This window comes from Flavobacterium sp. W22_SRS_FP1, from assembly GCF_052113685.1.
GTDB lineage: Bacteria > Bacteroidota > Bacteroidia > Flavobacteriales > Flavobacteriaceae > Flavobacterium.
Map to the genome: position 1 here is coordinate 110,200 of NZ_JBGQOE010000009.1, position 18,040 is coordinate 128,239.

General features: G+C 33.5%; 18 protein-coding genes, 1 tRNA gene and 1 riboswitch. Of the genes, 9 read left to right on the top strand and 10 right to left on the bottom strand.

Annotation, left to right across the window (positions count from 1 at the left end; genetic code table 11):
- Window positions 1-3,012 (top strand): type I restriction endonuclease subunit R, encoded by a 3,012-nt coding sequence (locus ACEN2H_RS07380; RefSeq protein WP_441731678.1) that lies wholly within the window; start codon window positions 1-3, stop codon window positions 3,010-3,012.
- Window positions 3,013-3,017: 5 nt separating this feature from the next.
- A complete protein-coding gene (locus tag ACEN2H_RS07385; protein ID WP_441731679.1) occupies window positions 3,018-3,446 on the top strand; it encodes a hypothetical protein in 429 nt (142 codons plus the stop codon).
- Window positions 3,447-3,476: 30 nt separating this feature from the next.
- Here ACEN2H_RS07385 and ACEN2H_RS07390 read toward each other — a convergent pair whose 3' ends face one another.
- Entirely contained in the window at window positions 3,477-4,388 is a 912-nt protein-coding gene (locus tag ACEN2H_RS07390; protein ID WP_441731680.1) for a helix-turn-helix transcriptional regulator, read from the bottom strand.
- A gap of 110 nt (window positions 4,389-4,498) precedes the next feature.
- On the opposite strand from ACEN2H_RS07390, the gene ACEN2H_RS07395 reads away from it, so the two are divergent.
- Window positions 4,499-5,044 carry a hypothetical protein gene (locus tag ACEN2H_RS07395; protein ID WP_441731681.1) on the top strand — a complete coding sequence of 182 codons (546 nt, stop codon included), beginning with the start codon at window positions 4,499-4,501 and terminating at the stop codon, window positions 5,042-5,044.
- 117 nt (window positions 5,045-5,161) lie between these two features.
- Here the strand turns inward: ACEN2H_RS07395 and ACEN2H_RS07400 are convergent, their stop codons facing one another.
- Both ACEN2H_RS07400 and ACEN2H_RS07405 read right to left on the bottom strand, forming a co-directional pair.
- Window positions 5,162-6,424: a hypothetical protein gene (locus ACEN2H_RS07400; protein ID WP_441731682.1), complete on the bottom strand. Its 1,263-nt coding sequence runs from the start codon at window positions 6,422-6,424 to the stop codon at window positions 5,162-5,164.
- 225 nt (window positions 6,425-6,649) lie between these two features.
- Window positions 6,650-6,747: riboswitch (SAM-I-IV-variant riboswitch) on the bottom strand.
- Window positions 6,748-7,092: 345 nt separating this feature from the next.
- Window positions 7,093-7,166 (bottom strand) — tRNA-Met (locus tag ACEN2H_RS07405).
- A 155-nt stretch (window positions 7,167-7,321) separates the two neighbouring features.
- Here ACEN2H_RS07405 and ACEN2H_RS07410 point away from each other — a divergent pair.
- Together ACEN2H_RS07410 and ACEN2H_RS07415 are read left to right on the top strand one after the other, a co-directional pair.
- Entirely contained in the window at window positions 7,322-7,714 is a 393-nt protein-coding gene (locus ACEN2H_RS07410) for an START-like domain-containing protein (protein WP_441731683.1), read from the top strand.
- Window positions 7,715-7,768: 54 nt separating this feature from the next.
- A complete protein-coding gene (locus ACEN2H_RS07415; RefSeq protein ID WP_441731684.1) occupies window positions 7,769-8,608 on the top strand; it encodes an aminotransferase class IV in 840 nt (279 codons plus the stop codon).
- Here ACEN2H_RS07415 and ACEN2H_RS07420 read toward each other — a convergent pair.
- The 5 genes from ACEN2H_RS07420 to ACEN2H_RS07440 form a co-directional block, all read right to left on the bottom strand.
- On the bottom strand, window positions 8,605-9,165 hold the full coding sequence (locus ACEN2H_RS07420) for a YqgE/AlgH family protein (RefSeq protein WP_441731685.1): 561 nt from the start codon (window positions 9,163-9,165) through the stop codon (window positions 8,605-8,607). The genes ACEN2H_RS07415 and ACEN2H_RS07420 overlap by 4 nt on opposite strands.
- A gap of 123 nt (window positions 9,166-9,288) precedes the next feature.
- Window positions 9,289-9,561 carry an HU family DNA-binding protein gene (locus tag ACEN2H_RS07425; protein WP_007136308.1) on the bottom strand — a complete coding sequence of 91 codons (273 nt, stop codon included), beginning with the start codon at window positions 9,559-9,561 and terminating at the stop codon, window positions 9,289-9,291.
- 177 nt (window positions 9,562-9,738) lie between these two features.
- On the bottom strand, window positions 9,739-10,686 hold the full coding sequence (fmt, locus tag ACEN2H_RS07430) for a methionyl-tRNA formyltransferase (protein ID WP_441731686.1): 948 nt from the start codon (window positions 10,684-10,686) through the stop codon (window positions 9,739-9,741).
- Window positions 10,686-12,581 (bottom strand): RecQ family ATP-dependent DNA helicase, encoded by a 1,896-nt coding sequence (locus ACEN2H_RS07435; protein ID WP_441731687.1) that lies wholly within the window; start codon window positions 12,579-12,581, stop codon window positions 10,686-10,688. The genes fmt and ACEN2H_RS07435 overlap by 1 nt, the downstream gene beginning before the upstream one ends.
- A gap of 67 nt (window positions 12,582-12,648) precedes the next feature.
- Window positions 12,649-13,218 (bottom strand): AAA family ATPase, encoded by a 570-nt coding sequence (locus ACEN2H_RS07440; protein WP_441731688.1) that lies wholly within the window; start codon window positions 13,216-13,218, stop codon window positions 12,649-12,651.
- Window positions 13,219-13,338: 120 nt separating this feature from the next.
- On the opposite strand from ACEN2H_RS07440, the gene ACEN2H_RS07445 reads away from it, so the two are divergent.
- The 4 genes from ACEN2H_RS07445 (at window position 13,339) to ACEN2H_RS07460 (ending at window position 16,817) form a co-directional block, all read left to right on the top strand.
- Window positions 13,339-13,623, top strand: coding sequence for a DUF493 family protein (locus ACEN2H_RS07445; RefSeq protein WP_441731689.1), 285 nt, complete (start codon window positions 13,339-13,341; stop codon window positions 13,621-13,623).
- A gap of 92 nt (window positions 13,624-13,715) precedes the next feature.
- A complete protein-coding gene (locus ACEN2H_RS07450; RefSeq protein WP_441731690.1) occupies window positions 13,716-14,426 on the top strand; it encodes a DUF4290 domain-containing protein in 711 nt (236 codons plus the stop codon).
- A gap of 109 nt (window positions 14,427-14,535) precedes the next feature.
- Complete coding sequence (murA, locus tag ACEN2H_RS07455; RefSeq protein WP_441731691.1) at window positions 14,536-15,849, top strand: UDP-N-acetylglucosamine 1-carboxyvinyltransferase; 1,314 nt, start codon at window positions 14,536-14,538, stop codon at window positions 15,847-15,849.
- Between the two features lie 92 nt (window positions 15,850-15,941).
- A complete protein-coding gene (locus ACEN2H_RS07460) occupies window positions 15,942-16,817 on the top strand; it encodes a cation diffusion facilitator family transporter (protein WP_441731692.1) in 876 nt (291 codons plus the stop codon).
- A gap of 39 nt (window positions 16,818-16,856) precedes the next feature.
- Here ACEN2H_RS07460 and aroQ read toward each other — a convergent pair whose 3' ends face one another.
- Window positions 16,857-17,273, bottom strand: a complete 417-nt coding sequence (gene aroQ / locus ACEN2H_RS07465; RefSeq protein WP_441731693.1) for a type II 3-dehydroquinate dehydratase — start codon at window positions 17,271-17,273, stop codon at window positions 16,857-16,859.
- A gap of 76 nt (window positions 17,274-17,349) precedes the next feature.
- Window positions 17,350-17,913 (bottom strand): porin family protein, encoded by a 564-nt coding sequence (locus tag ACEN2H_RS07470; protein WP_441731694.1) that lies wholly within the window; start codon window positions 17,911-17,913, stop codon window positions 17,350-17,352.
- Between the last annotated feature and the right edge of the window lie 127 nt (window positions 17,914-18,040).

Sequence of the window (18,040 nt, forward strand, 5' to 3'; positions counted from 1 at the left end):
ATGGCTAAAGGCATTCATACAGAGCTAACTTTTGAATCTGCAATTGAAATTTCATTGCTAGAAACAGGCGGATATACTAAAGGGTTTTCAGAAGATTTTGATGCACAATTGGGTTTGTTTCCAAAATACATAATCGACTTCCTTAAAGCATCTCAACCAAAATCATGGGAGAAATTATACAACATCCACAAAGATGAAATTGAGAAAAAAGTAGTTATTCGATTAATCAAAGAAATTGACCTTAGAGGTGTTTTGGATGTTATCAGAAATGGTTTTACAGATTATGGTGTGAAGTTTCAAATGGCTTATTTTAAGCCTGAAAGCACACTGAATCCAGAAGCGGAAGCATTGTATTTAACCAACCATTTATCAGTTACTAGACAGCTTTATTATGAGCGTGTTGGAAAGAATTCATTGGATATGGTATTGTCTTTGAATGGTCTTCCAATTGCCACCATAGAACTTAAAAATCAATTCTCAGGACAATCTGTTGACAATGCCAAAAAGCAATATGTGTATGACCGTGAAGCCAGTGAGCCCATCTTTCAATTCAAGAAAAGAACACTGGTACATTTTGCCGTTGATACTGATGAATGTTTTATGACCACCAAATTAGATGGAAAACGAACACGATATTTGCCATTTAACATAGGAAGCAATAATGGTGCTGGAAATCCTTTGAATAAAGAAGGTTACAGAACCTCTTATTTATGGGAATACGTTTGGACTAAAGAAAGCTTCATGGATATTATTGGGAAATTCCTTCACCTAAGCGTGGAAGAATTTGAAATGAATGGAGTTAAAAAGAAAAAAGAAACCATCATTTTTCCAAGATTTCACCAAATGCAAGTGGTACGAAAAACTACCACTGATGCAAAAATAAATGGAGCTGGTAAAAACTACCTGATTCAACATTCTGCTGGTTCTGGTAAATCCAATTCAATTGCATGGTTATCCTATCGCTTATCCAGTCTACACGATGATGCAAACAATCGAATATTTGATTCGGTAATTGTAATTACTGACCGTAAAGTATTGGATTCCCAATTGCAAAATACCATTTATCAGTTTGACCATAAAGATGGAGTTGTTCAGAAAATAGACAAAGATTCACAACAACTAGCCGATGCACTTTCAGCTGGTTCCAATATTATAATCACAACGCTTCAAAAGTTTCCATTTATTCTCGATAAAATTGGAGAACTACCATCCAGAAAATATGCGGTAATTATTGATGAAGCCCATTCCTCGCAAGGTGGTGAAGCAACAAAAAAAATGAAAGAAGTGCTGTCTGCTAAATCATTGGAAGAAGCTGAAAAAGACGAAGCGTATTCAGGATTGGAAGAAGATGCCGAAGATGAAATAAGAAAATCAATGTTGGCACGTGGGAAACAAACCAATTTAAGTTTCTTTGGATTCACAGCTACACCAAAACCTAAAACAGTTGAGGTATTTGGTACAATGGGAAGCAATGGCAAACCAGAACCATTCCATTTATATTCGATGAAACAAGCTATTGAAGAAGGGTTTATTTTGGATGTGTTGAAAAACTACACCACTTATAAAACCTACTTCAAATTATCGAAAGAAATTGAAGATGACCCCAAAGTAAATAAGAAAAAAGCCGCTAGAGCAATTGGAAGGTTTATGTCGTTGCATCCACATAACTTATCGCAAAAAACAGAAGTAATGGTGGAGCACTTTAGACAAGTGGTTTCAAAAAAAATTGGTGGTAAAGCCAAAGCAATGGTGGTGAGTAGCTCTCGACTTCACGCAGTAAGATACAAAGAGGAATTCGACAAATACATCCAAGAAAAAGGATATACTGATATAAAAACAATTGTCGCATTTTCTGGAAAAGTAATCCATGAATTTGCACCAGAAGGAGTAACGGAAGTAGAATTGAATGGTTTTAGTGAAAAAATGCTCCCAAAGAAATTTGCATCTGATGAATACCAATTGTTATTGGTTGCTGATAAATATCAAACAGGATTTGACCAGCCCTTATTGCATACCATGTATGTAGATAAAAAATTATCTGGAGTGAAAGCAGTTCAAACTCTTTCCAGATTAAACCGAATGTGTGCTGGAAAAGAGGACACATTTGTACTGGATTTTGCTAATGATACTGAAGATATTCTTAATTCTTTTCAGCCGTATTATGAGCTTACATCCATCAAAGAAAACTCAGACCCTAATCATTTGTATGATTTAAAAGGAGAGATTGAGAAAGCTAATGTGATTTGGGAATCGGAAATCAATAATTTCTGTAATGTGTTTTTCAAATCTGCCAAAACACTATCAGTTTCAGAGCAAGGCAAGTTGAATTCTTATATTGACCCAGCGGTGGAACGATTCAAACAATTGCCTAAAGAAAACTCAAAAGACAATGTAATTGGAACAGAAATAACACAGGAAGATTTTAAAAACACACTTCAAAGCTTCAATAGAACGTATTCGTTTTTAACCCAAATTATGCCGTTTTCGGATGTAGATTTGGAAAAGCTATTTACCTATACTAAATTCCTTTATAAGAAATTACCAAGAACAAGCGAACAGGATAAATTTAAATTAGGTGATGAAGTTTCATTGGAATATTACCGACTTCAAAAGATAGCGGAAAATACTATTGTAATGGAAGACCAAGGTGTATATGAATTAGAAGGCGGTGGTGAAGCTGGAATCAGATTATCCAAAGAAGACCAAGTGGCTTTATCTGAAATAATAGAGGTTTTAAATAAGAAATTTTCAACGGAGTTCAATACCGCTGATAAATTATTCTTTGACCAAATAGAAGAAGAATTAGCATCCGATTTGAAGTTAGCAGAACAAGCAAAGAGCAATCCAATTGAGAATTTCAAGTTTGGTTTTGACGACTTGTTTATGGATAAGCTTATTGCAAGAATGGAACAAAATCAGGATATATTTTCTAAGATGATGGATGATAAGGATTTTGGGAATATTGTAAAAAGTTATATGTTGAAGAAGGTTTATAATAGGTTGATTAAGTAGTATTTATGAAAATAAAGAAATTTGAATTTAGTATTGATGGTTATTTTAGAGATAGTTATTCTTTGAAGTATAAAAAAGGAATTTTCGAGTACAGAGCAGATGTGTCTGAAAGTCAAATCACTACTATTAATCCTGTATTTAAAAATGATTATCATTTTGAAAATGTCGCAATTTTTTCAATGGATTCGTTAGATGCTGATTTAATTATTTCAGAAGAACGAAAAAATAATTTTTACAAATACATTACTCGATACTGTAAATCATGGGACACCGAATATCAAGACTATGAAGTTTGTGATGGTACAGGCTGGGATTGTACTATTTGGATTGATGATTTTAAATTAGTATCTCATGGTTATGAAGCTTATCCAAGAAATTTTAAAGCATTTATGAATAAACTTAAAGTCTTAACTAGCGGAAAGATTTTCAAATAAGTTTCGATTATCTAATTATACTGTAAAAAATTAAAACTGATAGTTATTTTCTAAAGTTGCAAAGACATAATTCTTTATATAATCTTTGAATGCAACAGAGCCAATAATTTCTACATCATCCAGTAATCCGAGTACAAAACGAATAACAGGTTTAGGATTATTAATATTCATTTTTAGTCTGTAATTACTTGTTTTAGGCTCTTGTTTTACAAATGTAACTACGGTAGGATATTCTTGTTTGAGTAGCACAAAAGCCCTTAAATTAAGCCTAATATCTATGTCAAAAGGCAAGCCATTCAGAGCTGTAAAACCAAAAGCATCGGGAGTATCTAAATGGTGTTGAGATTCAAATTCACTCTGTTTTTGCAAGAGTTCAACTTCGGTAATCCTTTCAATATTAAAGTACTTGTTCTTTGCTGTTTCCACTTCAAATGCACATAATGAAGTATAGTTGTCGGTAAAACTAATTGGCTCCACCAAACGGTCTGTAATGGTGTTGGAATTAGCCGATTGATACTTCTTCAATACTACTTGTTTATGTTCACCTATGGCTTTGCTTAAATCGGAAACTATCTTTCCTAAATTGGCATTAAGCAAATTATTTCCCTGAATTACAATTTCAGATTTTAAATAAATTTTTCTCAAAAGAGCATCTTTGAGATTGCTTTTCGTTCCACTACTCAACAATAAATCTCTAAGCAGTGAGGCTTCTTCATTGGTGAAATCGATAGTTTCATTATCCACTTCACTCACAATAAAAAAATGGTTATGGGAATCTCTTTGTAAATCAAATCCCAATTCTTTTACTAAATCCAAATAGCGATATACGGTTCGGTCAGTACTCTCCAATATTCCTGCAAGAAATTTAATTGACTTAGGTGGTTCTTTTTTGAGTAATGAAATGAGCTGTAAAACTCGAAGTATTTTATGTTGATTCAGCATGAAGTAATAATTTATTGACAAATTAGGTCAATTAAAACAACATAAACAAGCGATTGACCTTAGTTGTCAAAATAGTAGAGGTACTTTGATAAAAATTAAAAACACCTATTATGAAAAAATTATTACTATGTGCGGTTTTGTTAGTTGGTTATGTTGGTTTAGGTCAAGAAACTATCAAGGCTACTTATGAAGAAATTACTAATGCCAAAGAGCGACCATCTTATGCTGGCGACATTACGGAGTATATTGCAAAAGACGGTTCAATTTATAAAGTTGGGGATAAAATCACAATTGGTGTTCCTTCTAGTAATAAAACTTTTGCATTTCTTTCCTCAGGTGATGGAATAATGATGCCTTTAGTACCGCTTTCAATTGGAGTTAGCGGTCAGAAAGCTGAAATTATGAAATTTAGAATATCAGGAACTAGAAGAGCTGGGTTTACTATTTGGTTAAAAGCGAAAAGTCCTTATGGTATTGGTAATTACAATGTAGATTTTGAAAATGCTGTTTTGAATGGTGAATTAAAATCTTATGGTATGACTAGCGATGAAGCTTTAAGTGAACTAAAAAAATCAAAAGACAAATTAGACTTGGGCTTAATTTCAAAAGAAGATTATGATACTAAAAAATCAGAGCTCGTAAAGTTTATAAAGTAATATTTTTGAAAGTCGATATATATGAAATACAGCCCTACAAAGGGGCTGTTTTCTTTTTGACTTAAACTTTACTGTAAATTGATTTACGATAGCTCAGAAAGGGTATATCGATATAAATTAAGCCGATTTCGGTTTGTTTTCGTTGTTTAGGTCTTCGACATATTCTTTAAAATGAAACCAATGCCTTTGAACCTTCGACCTTGAAAATTTTAAAATTCTTATAACAGATATTTGTGTTATTTGACCTAGTTCTTCAAAATCCCAATTTTCAAGGATTTCATATATTGCTTGTTGTGTTTTTTTACTTCTTTTTCCACCAACCAAAGCCCCAGTAATTTGACATTTTTCTGATTTTGTTAACTGTATGTTTGGATTAAATAGAATTAACCTTTCTTTATTATAGAACATTTCCAAGGTTCCTTCTTTGCGTTTTTCTAAAACACTTGAAATTATTAAGTGTATTTCTCTACTTGTTAGATTAGGATACATTTTTTTGTTAAAATAGTTACTCTTTGCTATTAAGTAATCCTTTCCTAATTCTGGATTCAATAATGCAAATTGAGACAACAGTCTAAATAATAAATTGTTTCGGTTGCCCTTATTAACTCCATTCCAAGGCATAAATGGAGCACAAATCATAATTTTTTCTTCAAAATATAAATATTCTTTCTCGGAATTATCTCCAATAAAATATTTGTATGAATTATCAATCCGTTCTTTAATTCTACTTTGATGAACTGAGGCTTCATTTACCACTATACATTCTTCTTTTTTCTTTATACTACTAGGTGAAGCTTTTTTTGAATGCTTGTACTCATAGACCCTTGAATCAGTATTACAATATAGGGAGGGGTCGTAGCTCAATACATTTTGCTGTATTGCTTTACGTGCACCATCATCAACTTTAACACCTAGTATCATTCCTAGTGAGGCATAAACATCTTTGAAGTTGTCCAGAGTTAAGTTGTCCACCTTAACTAGAATACCGTATCCAGTATTGGAGAGAGATCGCCACATAGCATAAATATAATCACTGTGGGGGATTTCTATGTTATCATCCACATCTATATAAATTAATCCAGTTGCACCAATAACATTTACGTTTTTTGCCGTACCTTTTATGAGGAAGTTAAATCTAAAAGTTGGTAAGTGTAATTTTTTTATTTCATCATATTGTTCATGTCCTTTGCCGTAATCTCTAGCATTTTTAATCAACAGTAGGTTCTCGTCACCGTGTTTAATTTTATGGAGGACTTCTTCAATAGTTATTTCACCCAAAACTGAGGGAGAACTGCAATTTTTAAAATGATTTATCCAAAAGCTTTTGTTTTGGTTGTTTTTTAAATCATTAGACTTTAATATATTATCAATTTTATTCATTTTTTTTTATTTAAATAAGACAAAGCGATGCCCACGATGTGAAGAACACCGCTAAATCTTATGTGTTAATTAATTAAATAGTAATTGGGAAATAATAGCTAAAAGCTAAATTGAAAGAAATATAAAATCAGTAGACTTTTAGTCTATGATAAATAAAAATAAGGTAGAAAGGAATTCTGCAGTTTAATAATACTGCACAGGGAAAACAGACTTTTTTTGTCATAATTCACGTTTTTCTTTTAGTTTAACACTCACATCTTTTTTCCACCTTACATACGCTTACGCAGGTTGGCATAGGATAAACCTAACTCTTGATATTTCTGCAAAATTACAAAAAAATACTGAATTATACAAGTTTAAACCGCTAAAAATGAATACGTAATGAATTCTAACAGCTTGATGAATTGAAGCACCATCTTATCTAAATTAAATTTACAACTTACAAATAACAAAGAAATGGTTAAAAAAGTGGCTAGAAAGTGGCAGAAAAGTGCTATAAGTATACATACAATAGCTATGAAAATAGATATTATTTTCTTATATTTGGGTATTATTAATCAGTCACTTTTAAACTGATTCGTCCTTTTATAAAAACCATAAGTTGCTTATTCACAAAGAAAACAGCATAAAAAACCCCTAAACAATTGCTGTTTAAGGGTTTGTTTTCGTAGCGAGGACGGGATTTGAACCCGTGACCTCAGGGTTATGAATCCTGCGCTCTAACCGACTGAGCTACCTCGCCAAATGTTGTAAGAATTAGCATTCTTCAACGCGGCTGCAAAGATAAAAATTATATTACAGTGTGCAAGCTAATTTGAAATAAAAAAAATATTTTATAAAAGGTTTTTTTTTAGCCATTATATTATATATATTCGGTAAAAAAATAAAATGTAATTCATGGATCAAAAAGTACGTTACGAAATAGAGTTTCCCATCAACTCGTCTCCCCAGCTATTATATCAGTACATTTCGACCCCCTCAGGTTTGTCGGAGTGGTTTGCTGACAATGTAAATTCTCGTGGTGAATTTTTTACTTTTATTTGGAACGATTCAGAGGAAAAAGCTAGACTTGCTTCTAAAAAATCAGGTGAAAAAGTAAAGTTCAAATGGATAGACGGTAATGGTAAAGATACTGAGTATTTTTTTGAGCTCCATATTTTAGTAGATGAGCTAACAAAGGATGTTTCTTTAATGGTCATTGACTTTGCTGATAAAGATGAAGTTGATGAATCTTCATTATTGTGGGAAAATCAAATTTCGGACCTTAAACATCTCATTGGATCTGTATAGTATAATTGTATTTTATAACATACCTTTGCTCTGAACAAAATTCAGGGCTTTTTTATGATTAATTTTAATGGGAATATAGTCGCTAAGGATACTAATTTATTGACGCAGAATCGTGCTTTTTTATACGGCGATGCTGTTTTTGAAACGGTTAAAATTGTAAATTCTAAAATCTTATTTTTAGAAGATCATTATTTTAGATTAATGTCATCCATGCGTGTTGTCAGGATGGAAATTCCAATGAATTTTACTATGGAATACGTTGAAGAGCAATTACTTTCTTTGGTGAGTGATAATGACTTTTCAAATTCATCGCGTGCAAGAATTACCGTTTTTAGAAATGATGGAGGTTATTATCTGCCGCAAACTAATACTGTTTCTTTTTTGATCCATGTTGTGGGTATCGATGATGCATTATATTCATTCTCAGAAAAGGAATATGAAGTGGATTTGTTTAAAGATTTTTATGTTACCAAGCAATTGCTGTCTTCAATAAAATCTACAAATAGAATGTTGAATATCACAGCTAGTATTTTTGCAAATGAAAACGGGTTGGACAATTGTTTGTTATTAAACGACAGTAAGAATATTGTTGAAGCAATCCAAGGGAATATTTTCATGCTAATGGGAAATAGACTAATTACACCACCAGTTTCAGAGGGATGTCTAAATGGTGTTATGCGAAAACAAGTTTTGGAAATAGCCAAAAAGATAGAGTCTCTAGAGGTAGTTGAAGAAGTAATCTCTCCTTTTGACCTCCAAAAAGCGGATGAGCTGTTTATTACAAACGTGATTAAAGGAATTCAACCCATCACAAAATACAGGAAAAAGGCATTCGGTGTGGCTTTATCCAAGATTTTACAGGAAAAATTGAATGGTATTGTGAGCGATCTTTAGTTTAAATATGGGTTTTCAGGTGCATTCGACCAGATTAGGTATTCACCTCCCAATTCAATTATTTGTTCTTTCCAAAAGTAAGTACTTGACTTGCCTATGATTTTATTTTTATAGCTGTTTGGGGCAACAATCCATGAATTTTCATTCATTTCGGATTCTAGTTGTTGCTCTTCCCAACCAGTGTAGCCCAGAAAAAAACGGATATTTTGCTTGTTTATTTTACCATTGTTGATAAGGTCCTTCGTGCTTTCAAAATCACCGCCCCAGTATATTCCATTTGAAATTTCGATGCTGTTTGGAATCAAATCCGGAATATTATGAATGAAATAGAGATTGTCCTGCTCCACAGGTCCTCCATTATAGATTTTGAATCTTGCGTTGATCTCGGGGATCAAGTCATGAATCGTATACTTTAGGGGTTTATTAATAATGAAACCCACCGATCCTTCCTTGTCATGGTCAGCCAATAAAATCACAGATCTGTTGAAAGATAGATCTCCAATTATAGAAGGCTCTGCTATAAGTAGTTGTCCTTTTATTAATTTTTCTGAAATCATGATGGTTGTTTTTATAATAAATTTAAGGATTAAATTGAATTATAACCAAATTAAATCGTTTAAATGTATAAAAAAACCTTCCTGTTGGAAGGTTCTTATTATAATATGTTTTAAAACTTACAATTAGTTTACTGCACCTTCTAGCTCAGCACCAGCCTTGAATTTTACAACATTTTTAGCTGCGATTTGAATAGTTTTTCCTGTTTGAGGATTTCTTCCGTCTCTGGCAGCTCTAGCTGAAACTGACCATGATCCGAAACCTACTAGAGAAACTCTTCCACCTTTTTTTAAGGTACCACTTACGTTACCTAAAAATGACTCTAAAGCTAACTTTGCAGCTGCTTTTGTGATTCCTGCGTCAGCAGCGATAGCATCGATTAATTCTGATTTGTTCATAATAATAGTTATTAATTGTTGGTTAAAAAATAATTGTTAAAACAAATTTAGCAGGAAATCCCTGCCTCGCAAGCGTTTTCTTTTATTTTAGCTTGTTTTGTTGATAACTTATTTTTTTTGTTCATAAAGTAAGGGTTATTTCTGATGTACTGTAAAAAAGCCCTGTTTTCAGGGGTCTTAATGCACTTTTGCCTCTTCAGTAAATGATATTCCATTTAACAATTCTACTGTTGTCATTTTCTTTTTACCCGGAAATTGTAAATTTAAAATTTGAATGTAACCATTTTCGACAGTAATTTTGATTTCTTTTTTGGTACAAATAACATTTCCAATAGGTAAGTTATGTCGTTCGATAATCACTTTAGCTTCATAAATTTTCACACTCCACTCTTCATTTTTGTCAGAAAAGAAACACCAAGCCGCTGGGTAGGGGCTTAGTCCTCGTATTAGATTATGAATTTCTATAGCTGATTTAGTCCAGTCGATTTTGCAATTTTCTTTGTTTAGCTTATAGGCTGTTTTTATTTTGGTAGATTCTGTCTGAACTGCAGTGGTCGCACTTCCTTGTTCAATTGCTTTTAAAGTTTGAATAACAGCCTCGCTACCTAGATGCATTAGTCTATCATGTAAATGACCCGCATTTTCATTTGGATTAATTGCTGTCTCGGAGCTCAGTATTATAGCTCCTGTATCTATTTTGTCATCAATAAAAAAAGTAGTGACACCTGTTTTAGTTTCGCCATTGATAATTGCCCAATTTATGGGTGCTGCGCCACGATAATTTGGAAGGAGTGAGGCATGTAGGTTAAAGGTTCCTAGTTTTGGCATTTCCCAAACGACTTTTGGCAACATTCTAAAGGCAACTACTACTTGTAAATTTGCATTTAGCGATTTTAATTCCTCTAAGAAAGATTCTTCTTTAAGGTTAGTGGGTTGCAATAGAGTTAAGTTGTTTGCTAAGGCATATTCCTTAACTGCTGAGTATTTTAGTTTTTGTCCTCTTCCCGCTGGTTTGTCGGCAGCCGTAATGACGCCAACAACATTGTAGTTTTCTTTAATTATGGTGTCCAGAATTCCAACCGCAAATTCGGGTGTGCCCATAAATACAATTCGTAATTTTTCCATTATAGTTTTAAGGTGTATTTATTGTTTGACTTTACTGTTATACTTTCATTCTCTAATAGTTGCTGTATCGCAAAGATAACGTCCTTGGGTTCGTTCTTTGTCCTGTTTTCGATATCTCTTGAATTTAATTCCTCTGTTTTTAAAAGGGCAATGATTTTTTTTGAGAGTCTCGCTATATCTGTTGTTCTACTTTTTTTAGTAATGCAATAGGAACAAATGCCACAATCGTCAGATGTTTTTTCTCCAAAATAGTTTAGTATCAATTTACTCTTGCAGACCTTTTTTTCGTTGATATAGTGCAAGACTGATTTTAGTTTTTCTTTTTTTAATTGATTTTGATTTTCCAGATATTTTGAAACTCTGCTTATCGTTCTTTCGTCCTCGCGAATTTCGTTAAAAATTAAAGTGGTATCGTTGTTTTTAGAATGATAATCTATTATTTGTCTTTCCTTTAGTTTAAGTAAAACGGCTTCTACCTGACTTTCACTATAGTTGGATTTTTTGGCAATCAACGATAAATTAAAAGCAGTTTGGATTTCATAAATTCCGGGATATGTTCTAAGGATTGCTAAGATTATCTCCTCGTCATTAGCGTTCAAACTCATGTATCGCAGTACTTCCTTTGAAGAGATAATGAATTGCAAAGTTATTTTTTCAGAAAACTCTTGGGACAAAGTGATGACTCCTTGTCCGTCTAGAAATAAAATGGCGTTGTATGCCTTTAGAACAGGAAACTTATATTTTAGACAAAAGTGATTCAAATTGAAAGAAAACTTTTCGTCGATACCTTCTCCGTAAGCAATTTGAAAGAAATTACATAATCGGAGGAACATTTTATTCAAGAATTTTTTGTCGGGAAGAACATGGATAAACTGATTTTCAGCTTGAATAATGTCAGAAGGACTAGTTAATAACACGGCAAATGCTTTTTCGCCATTTCTACCTGAGCGTCCCGCTTCCTGATAGTAATTCTCTAAATTTTCTGGCAGCTGAATGTGTATCACCGTCTTTACACTTGCTTTGTCAATTCCCATTCCGAAAGCATTGGTGGCAACAATAACCTGCGCCTTGTCCTGCATCCATGATTGCATATTTTTGTCTTTTTCTCTGGAAGTAAGTCCGCCATGATAATAAGTGGATTTAAATCCTAATGATTGCAGTTGGGAAGAGATTTCTATACATGATTTACGGTTTCTTACATATATAATCGAGGATTGAGGGTTTTTCCTTAAGATTTGTTCTATTCGAAAGAGTTTATCTTCTACCTCAAAAACCATATAAGCGATATTTTTACGGGCAAAGGATTTTTCGAAAATTTGAGGTTCTTTAAGCCCCAGTTCGTTGATGATATCTTCTTTTGCTTTTGGCGTAGCGGTTGCGGTTAAAGCCAAAAACGGTACTTTGGGAAAATAGGTTTTTAAATTTGAAATCTTTAAATAAGCCGGACGGAAATCATGTCCCCATTGCGAAACACAATGTGCTTCGTCAATCGTTATTAAATTGATGGGGAGGTTTTTTATCCTTTGCAAAATCCAATCTGACTGCAGGCGTTCCGGCGACAGATACAGGAATTTATAATTTCCGAACTGACAATTATCCAACAGGTCAATCATCTCGTCAGACCTTATTCCACCTGTCAATGCGATTGCTTTTATATTTAGTTTTTGCAAATTGGCAACCTGGTCTTTCATTAGTGCCACCAGAGGCGATATAACTAGACAAATCCCTTCGTTCATCATTGCCGGAATCTGAAAACAAACTGATTTTCCACCCCCAGTTGGCATAAGGGCAAAACTGTCTTGACCACTTAAAACGGAATCAATGATTTCATTTTGTAGCGATCGAAAAGAGTCGTGTTTCCAATATTTTTGTAGAATTTGTAATGCTTCAGACATCGATTTTGTATTACAAATTTTTTAAATTATCAATCTTCGACCTTTAATTCCAAATGCAAATTCGGAGTTATCCAGAAATTTCATCTAATATAAAAAGAATTCTGTTATCAACTGTGTCTTTTGGAACTTCTATCAGGTTATAGCCATAGCCTTGATAAGTCTCAATGAGGTGATTTTGAATTAATTTTGCTTGTTCGTAATTTTCATAACGGGCTTCGTCACTTATATAAATTTCTTCCCAAGGGGGAAGAATAAATATTTTTGAATAAATGTGTTCTCGACAGACGGCGTCAAAAGAAGCAGGATAACTGTCTCCAATGTAGTGCATATAAGCTAACACATCGGGAATACCTCTGTCTATGAAGACGACATTATGAGGCTCATTTTGAGCGCTTGTGAATTGTTTTTTTCTTCCTTCTAAAAGAAGTTCACTAAACAACAAAGGTTTTTCAAGAAATAATTGTTCAATTCCTTGTTTTTTTGCCTCTAAAGTTACTTCTCTAGAGATTTCAGGATAACAACAAAAACCTTTTGCTATCAATCCGTCGATTAGGGTACTTTTACCTGTTCCCGGTCCGCCAATAATTATTATGATTTCTTTCTGCACTTTTTGGAAATAAGGAGCAAACTTACTCAAACTAATCGGAATTTGGAAAAAGGAATGTCATTAAAATTTTTGCTTTGAATAAAAATTCATAATTCATAATTCGTAGTTTGCTTTTGAAACAGTATATTTGCTGTTATATTTAATTACTACATGGATAAGAATACTGAAGAATTTTATGAGCGATTGAAAGTGGAGTTGGATATGAGTAATACTTGGCCCGCTTTGTATTTGTTTAAGTTTATTGTGCCATCTGAAAGTGACAATGTAGTACGTGTTGAATTGGCTTTTGATTGTATGGGAGCCATTATTAAAACAAGAAAATCTAAAACGGGTAAATTCACCAGTATATCAGTAGATGTTCAGGTGAAAGACTCTCAAGAAATAGTTGACAAATACTTGGAAGTATCCACTATTACGGGTATTATATCACTATAAATACGTGTTAGCTTAATTGACTAGATAGCCAGCTTAAAGATTGCTGGCCTGTGACCAGCTCCATATTATTGACTAAAAAATTAAATTCACATATGAATTCAAAATACAAAAAAGAGATTGCAAACGATGTCGTTTATCATTTGGAATATAATGCTGAAAGATCGCATTTGATTATTCCGGAATATGGACGTCATTTACAAAAGCTAATCGAGCAGGCTATAGCCATTGAGGATGTCGAAGTGCGGAATAAAGCTGCAAAGTATATTATTCAAGTTATGGGAAGTTTAAATCCCCATTTGCGTGATGTTCTTGATTTTCAACACAAATTATGGGATCAGCTCTTTATTATGTCTGATTTTAGATTAGAGGTTGACTCACCCTACCCAATACCATCTCGTGAAGTATTACAACTTAAGCCGGATGTGTTAAACTACCCACAAAACTACCCTAAATACAGGTATTATGGTAATAATATAAAGTATATGATTGACGTTGCCAATAAATGGGAAGACGGAGATATGAAAAATGCTTTGGTTAAAGTAATTGCCAATCACATGAAAAAGTCCTACCTGAGTTGGAACAAGGACACCGTAAAAGACGATGTAATTTATGAACACTTATATGAATTGTCTGATGGCAAGATAAATATGCTTGATAGTTCTGAATCACTTCTGAATACCACAGATTTATTGCGCACCAATAAGCGAATATCTAATAAAATTGCGCCGGCTGGGCAGCCGAAGATTCAAAGCAATAAGAACCTTAAAACTGGTAAATCAAAGCCTTTTCAAAAAAAACAGTAAATAATAAGAAATAGATCTAGCGTGCTGTCATGCTATGGAAAAAAGCAAATCGCATTTTGAAATATCGGAGAGCTCACTGTTAAATATCTTCACAATATAATAAAATCATATGGGAATTTTCAAAATAGAAGGAGGGATTCGTCTAAAAGGAGAAATCACTCCACAAGGAGCGAAAAACGAAGCGTTACAAATTTTGTGTGCTGTTTTACTAACATCTGAAAAAGTTACAATCAACAATATTCCTGATATTATTGATATTAATAAGCTAATCGTACTATTAAAAAACTTGGGTGTAAAAGTTCAAAAGAATGGACACGGTTCTTATAATTTTCAAGCTGATGAAGTTAATATCGGGTATCTTGAAACAGAAGCTTTTAAAAAAGAAGGAGGTTCATTACGTGGCTCTATTATGATTGTTGGTCCACTCTTGGCCCGTTTCGGTAAAGGTTATATTCCAAAACCTGGTGGGGATAAAATAGGAAGAAGAAGATTAGATACGCACTTTGAAGGATTTATCAATTTAGGGGCGAAATTTCGCTACAATAGAGAGGATCATTTTTATGGAGTAGAGGCCCCAGCTGGGTTGCAAGGGGCAGACATGCTACTGGATGAAGCTTCAGTAACAGGAACGGCTAATATTGTTATGGCTGCTGTTTTGGCAAAAGGAAAAACAACTGTTTATAACGCTGCTTGTGAACCTTATTTGCAGCAACTTTGTAAAATGCTAAACTCCATGGGAGCTAAGATAACGGGTGTTGGTTCAAACTTATTGACTATCGAGGGAGTAGAAATTTTGGGAGGATGCGAACATAGAATTCTTCCTGACATGATCGAAATTGGTAGCTGGATCGGATTGGCAGCAATGACTAAAAGTGAGATCACTATAAAAGATGTTAGTTGGGATAATTTAGGAGTTATTCCTAGCACTTTTAGAAAACTAGGGATTACATTGGAACGTAGAGGCGATGACATATATATTCCATCTCACATAGATGGATATGAAATTAAAACTGATATTGATGGTTCTATCCTTACGGTGGCAGATGCTCCTTGGCCAGGTTTTACACCAGATTTGTTGAGTATTGTTTTGGTTGTGGCAACACAGGCAAAAGGAGATGTATTGATACATCAAAAAATGTTTGAAAGTCGTTTATTCTTTGTGGATAAGTTGATCGACATGGGCGCAAAAATAATGTTGTGCGATCCGCATAGAGCTGTAGTTATGGGTCATGACTTTCAATCACAATTGAAAGCGACTACGATGTCTTCCCCGGATATTCGTGCAGGTATATCATTGTTGATTGCTGCACTTTCTGCAAAAGGGACTAGTACTATTCAAAACATCGAACAAATAGACCGTGGATATGAGAGAATTGATGAGCGTTTAAGAGCAATTGGTGCAAATATAGTTCGTGTAGAATAAACCAAATAAATCATACTTGTAAAACGTTTAAATAAATCTTTTATCATTAACAAAGAGATTTATTTAAGCGTTTTTTTTCAATCTTAATTAACATGTCACACGAGAAGAAAGCGATTAAAGCGACTTATTTTAGTATTATAGGAAATACGTGTTTAGCTGTGATTAAAGGTTTAGCTGGATTCTTTGGCAATTCCTATGCCTTGATTGCTGACGCCATTGAGTCAACAACGGATATATTTGCTTCGTTTTTAGTATTATTTGGAATTAAGTATTCAAATAAGCCAGCAGACAAAAACCATCCTTATGGACATGGCCGAGCCGAGCCGTTAATTACTTTTCTAGTTGTAGGATTTTTAATTACTTCAGCTACAATAATTGCTTACGAAAGTATCATTAATATAAGAACTCCACATGCCTTACCTAAGTCTTGGACTCTTTTTGTTCTTGGAGCAATAATTATTTGGAAGGAATATTCCTTTCGCTTGGTGATGAAAAGAAGTTTAGAAACAAACAGTTCTTCATTAAAGGCAGATGCATGGCATCACAGGTCTGATGCGATAACTTCGATTGCTGCATTTATAGGCATATCTATAGCTTTGATTCTGGGAAATGGTTATGAGTCAGCCGATGATTGGGCTGCACTTTTTGCATCAGGATTTATTCTCTATAACAGCTATTTAATTTTCAGACCCGCTCTTGGAGAAATTATGGACGAACATTTGAATGACGACTTGATCGCTGAGATTAGAAAGGTGTCTTATCAGGTAGAAGGAATTATAGATACCGAAAAGTGTTTTATTCGTAAGGCAGGAATGAAGTATCACGTAGATTTACATGCTGTAGTTGATGCTAATATATCGGTTAAAGAAGGGCATGAATTAGCTCACAATCTAAAAGATGTTTTAAGAAGCAAAATTCCAGAGTTAGGTCATGTTTTGATACATGTGGAGCCCCATAAGTATAGTTAATTTTTTAGAGTTTTTTTATATTGACAAATTACAAATTGGTTATTTTAAAAAAGATACAATTGCTAATTCATAGCTTTTTAGTCCAAAACCAAGAATAACACCCTTTGCATTTCCTGAAATGTAGGATTGATGTCTGAAACTTTCACGTGAAAAAGTATTCGAAATGTGTACTTCTACCACTGGAGTAGTTATAGCTTTAACTGCATCACCGATGCCTATAGAGGTATGTGTATAAGCTCCTGCATTTAGTATTATCCCGTCATATGAAAAACCAAATTCTTGAATTTTGTCGATTAACTCACCTTCAATATTACTTTGGAAATAATTGAACGCTATATTTGGAAATTTTTGTTGTAGATGCGTGAAGTGGTCTTCAAAAGTTTGGTTTCCGTATACTTCAGGTTCGCGCTTACCTAAAAGATTCAAGTTTGGGCCATTAATAATAGCAATTTTCATAGTTGATGTTTTGGTAAAAATAAAAAAACCGTTCCAATTAAAGAACGGTTTTGATGAAATTTGTTTTTTATAATTTCTAAAAAGTAAAACCAGCAGAAATCTGAAGTGCCGAGTTTTTAACTTGGGCGTCTTTTGAAGCTTCTGTAACACCTAAAACATAGCGACCTTGCAGAAAGAAACTTTTTGTAATATTAAAACTTAGACCTCCAAGGGCTGCAAATTCAAATGTTTCTGCATTATTGTAATCAAAATTATTTCTTTCACTTAATAAAAAAGAAGCTTGTGGGCCAAGATCAAGACTAACTGTTTTATTTAAATGAAATTTTGCCAAAAGTGGAACAGATAAATAACCCAATTCGTTTTTGAATTCTTTAAGAGCATTTTTGTATGACGCTCCTTGTGTTGAATACAATAATTCAGGTTGGATAGAAAAACCGTCTGTTAGTTTTACCTCGGCAACTAATCCAGCGTGATAACTTGTTATTGCACTTGTCTCATAATTCGTGCTGTTTACTGTAATACTGCTCCCATTTTGGTTTGCGTAATTTACTCCGCCCTTGATACCAAATTTTACTAATTGGGCTTGTGCAGCATTTGACATGGCAAATAAAACAACTGCAACTAAGATTGTTTTTTTCATAAAAATTTATTTAATTGATTCTTGTTTTTGTATCATATACAGTTTATAACTGCTGAATTCAAGTTACTAATGCAACTTTTTGGTTAAACATATAATTTGGTGTTTCAAAATTAAATCTTTTTCTCGG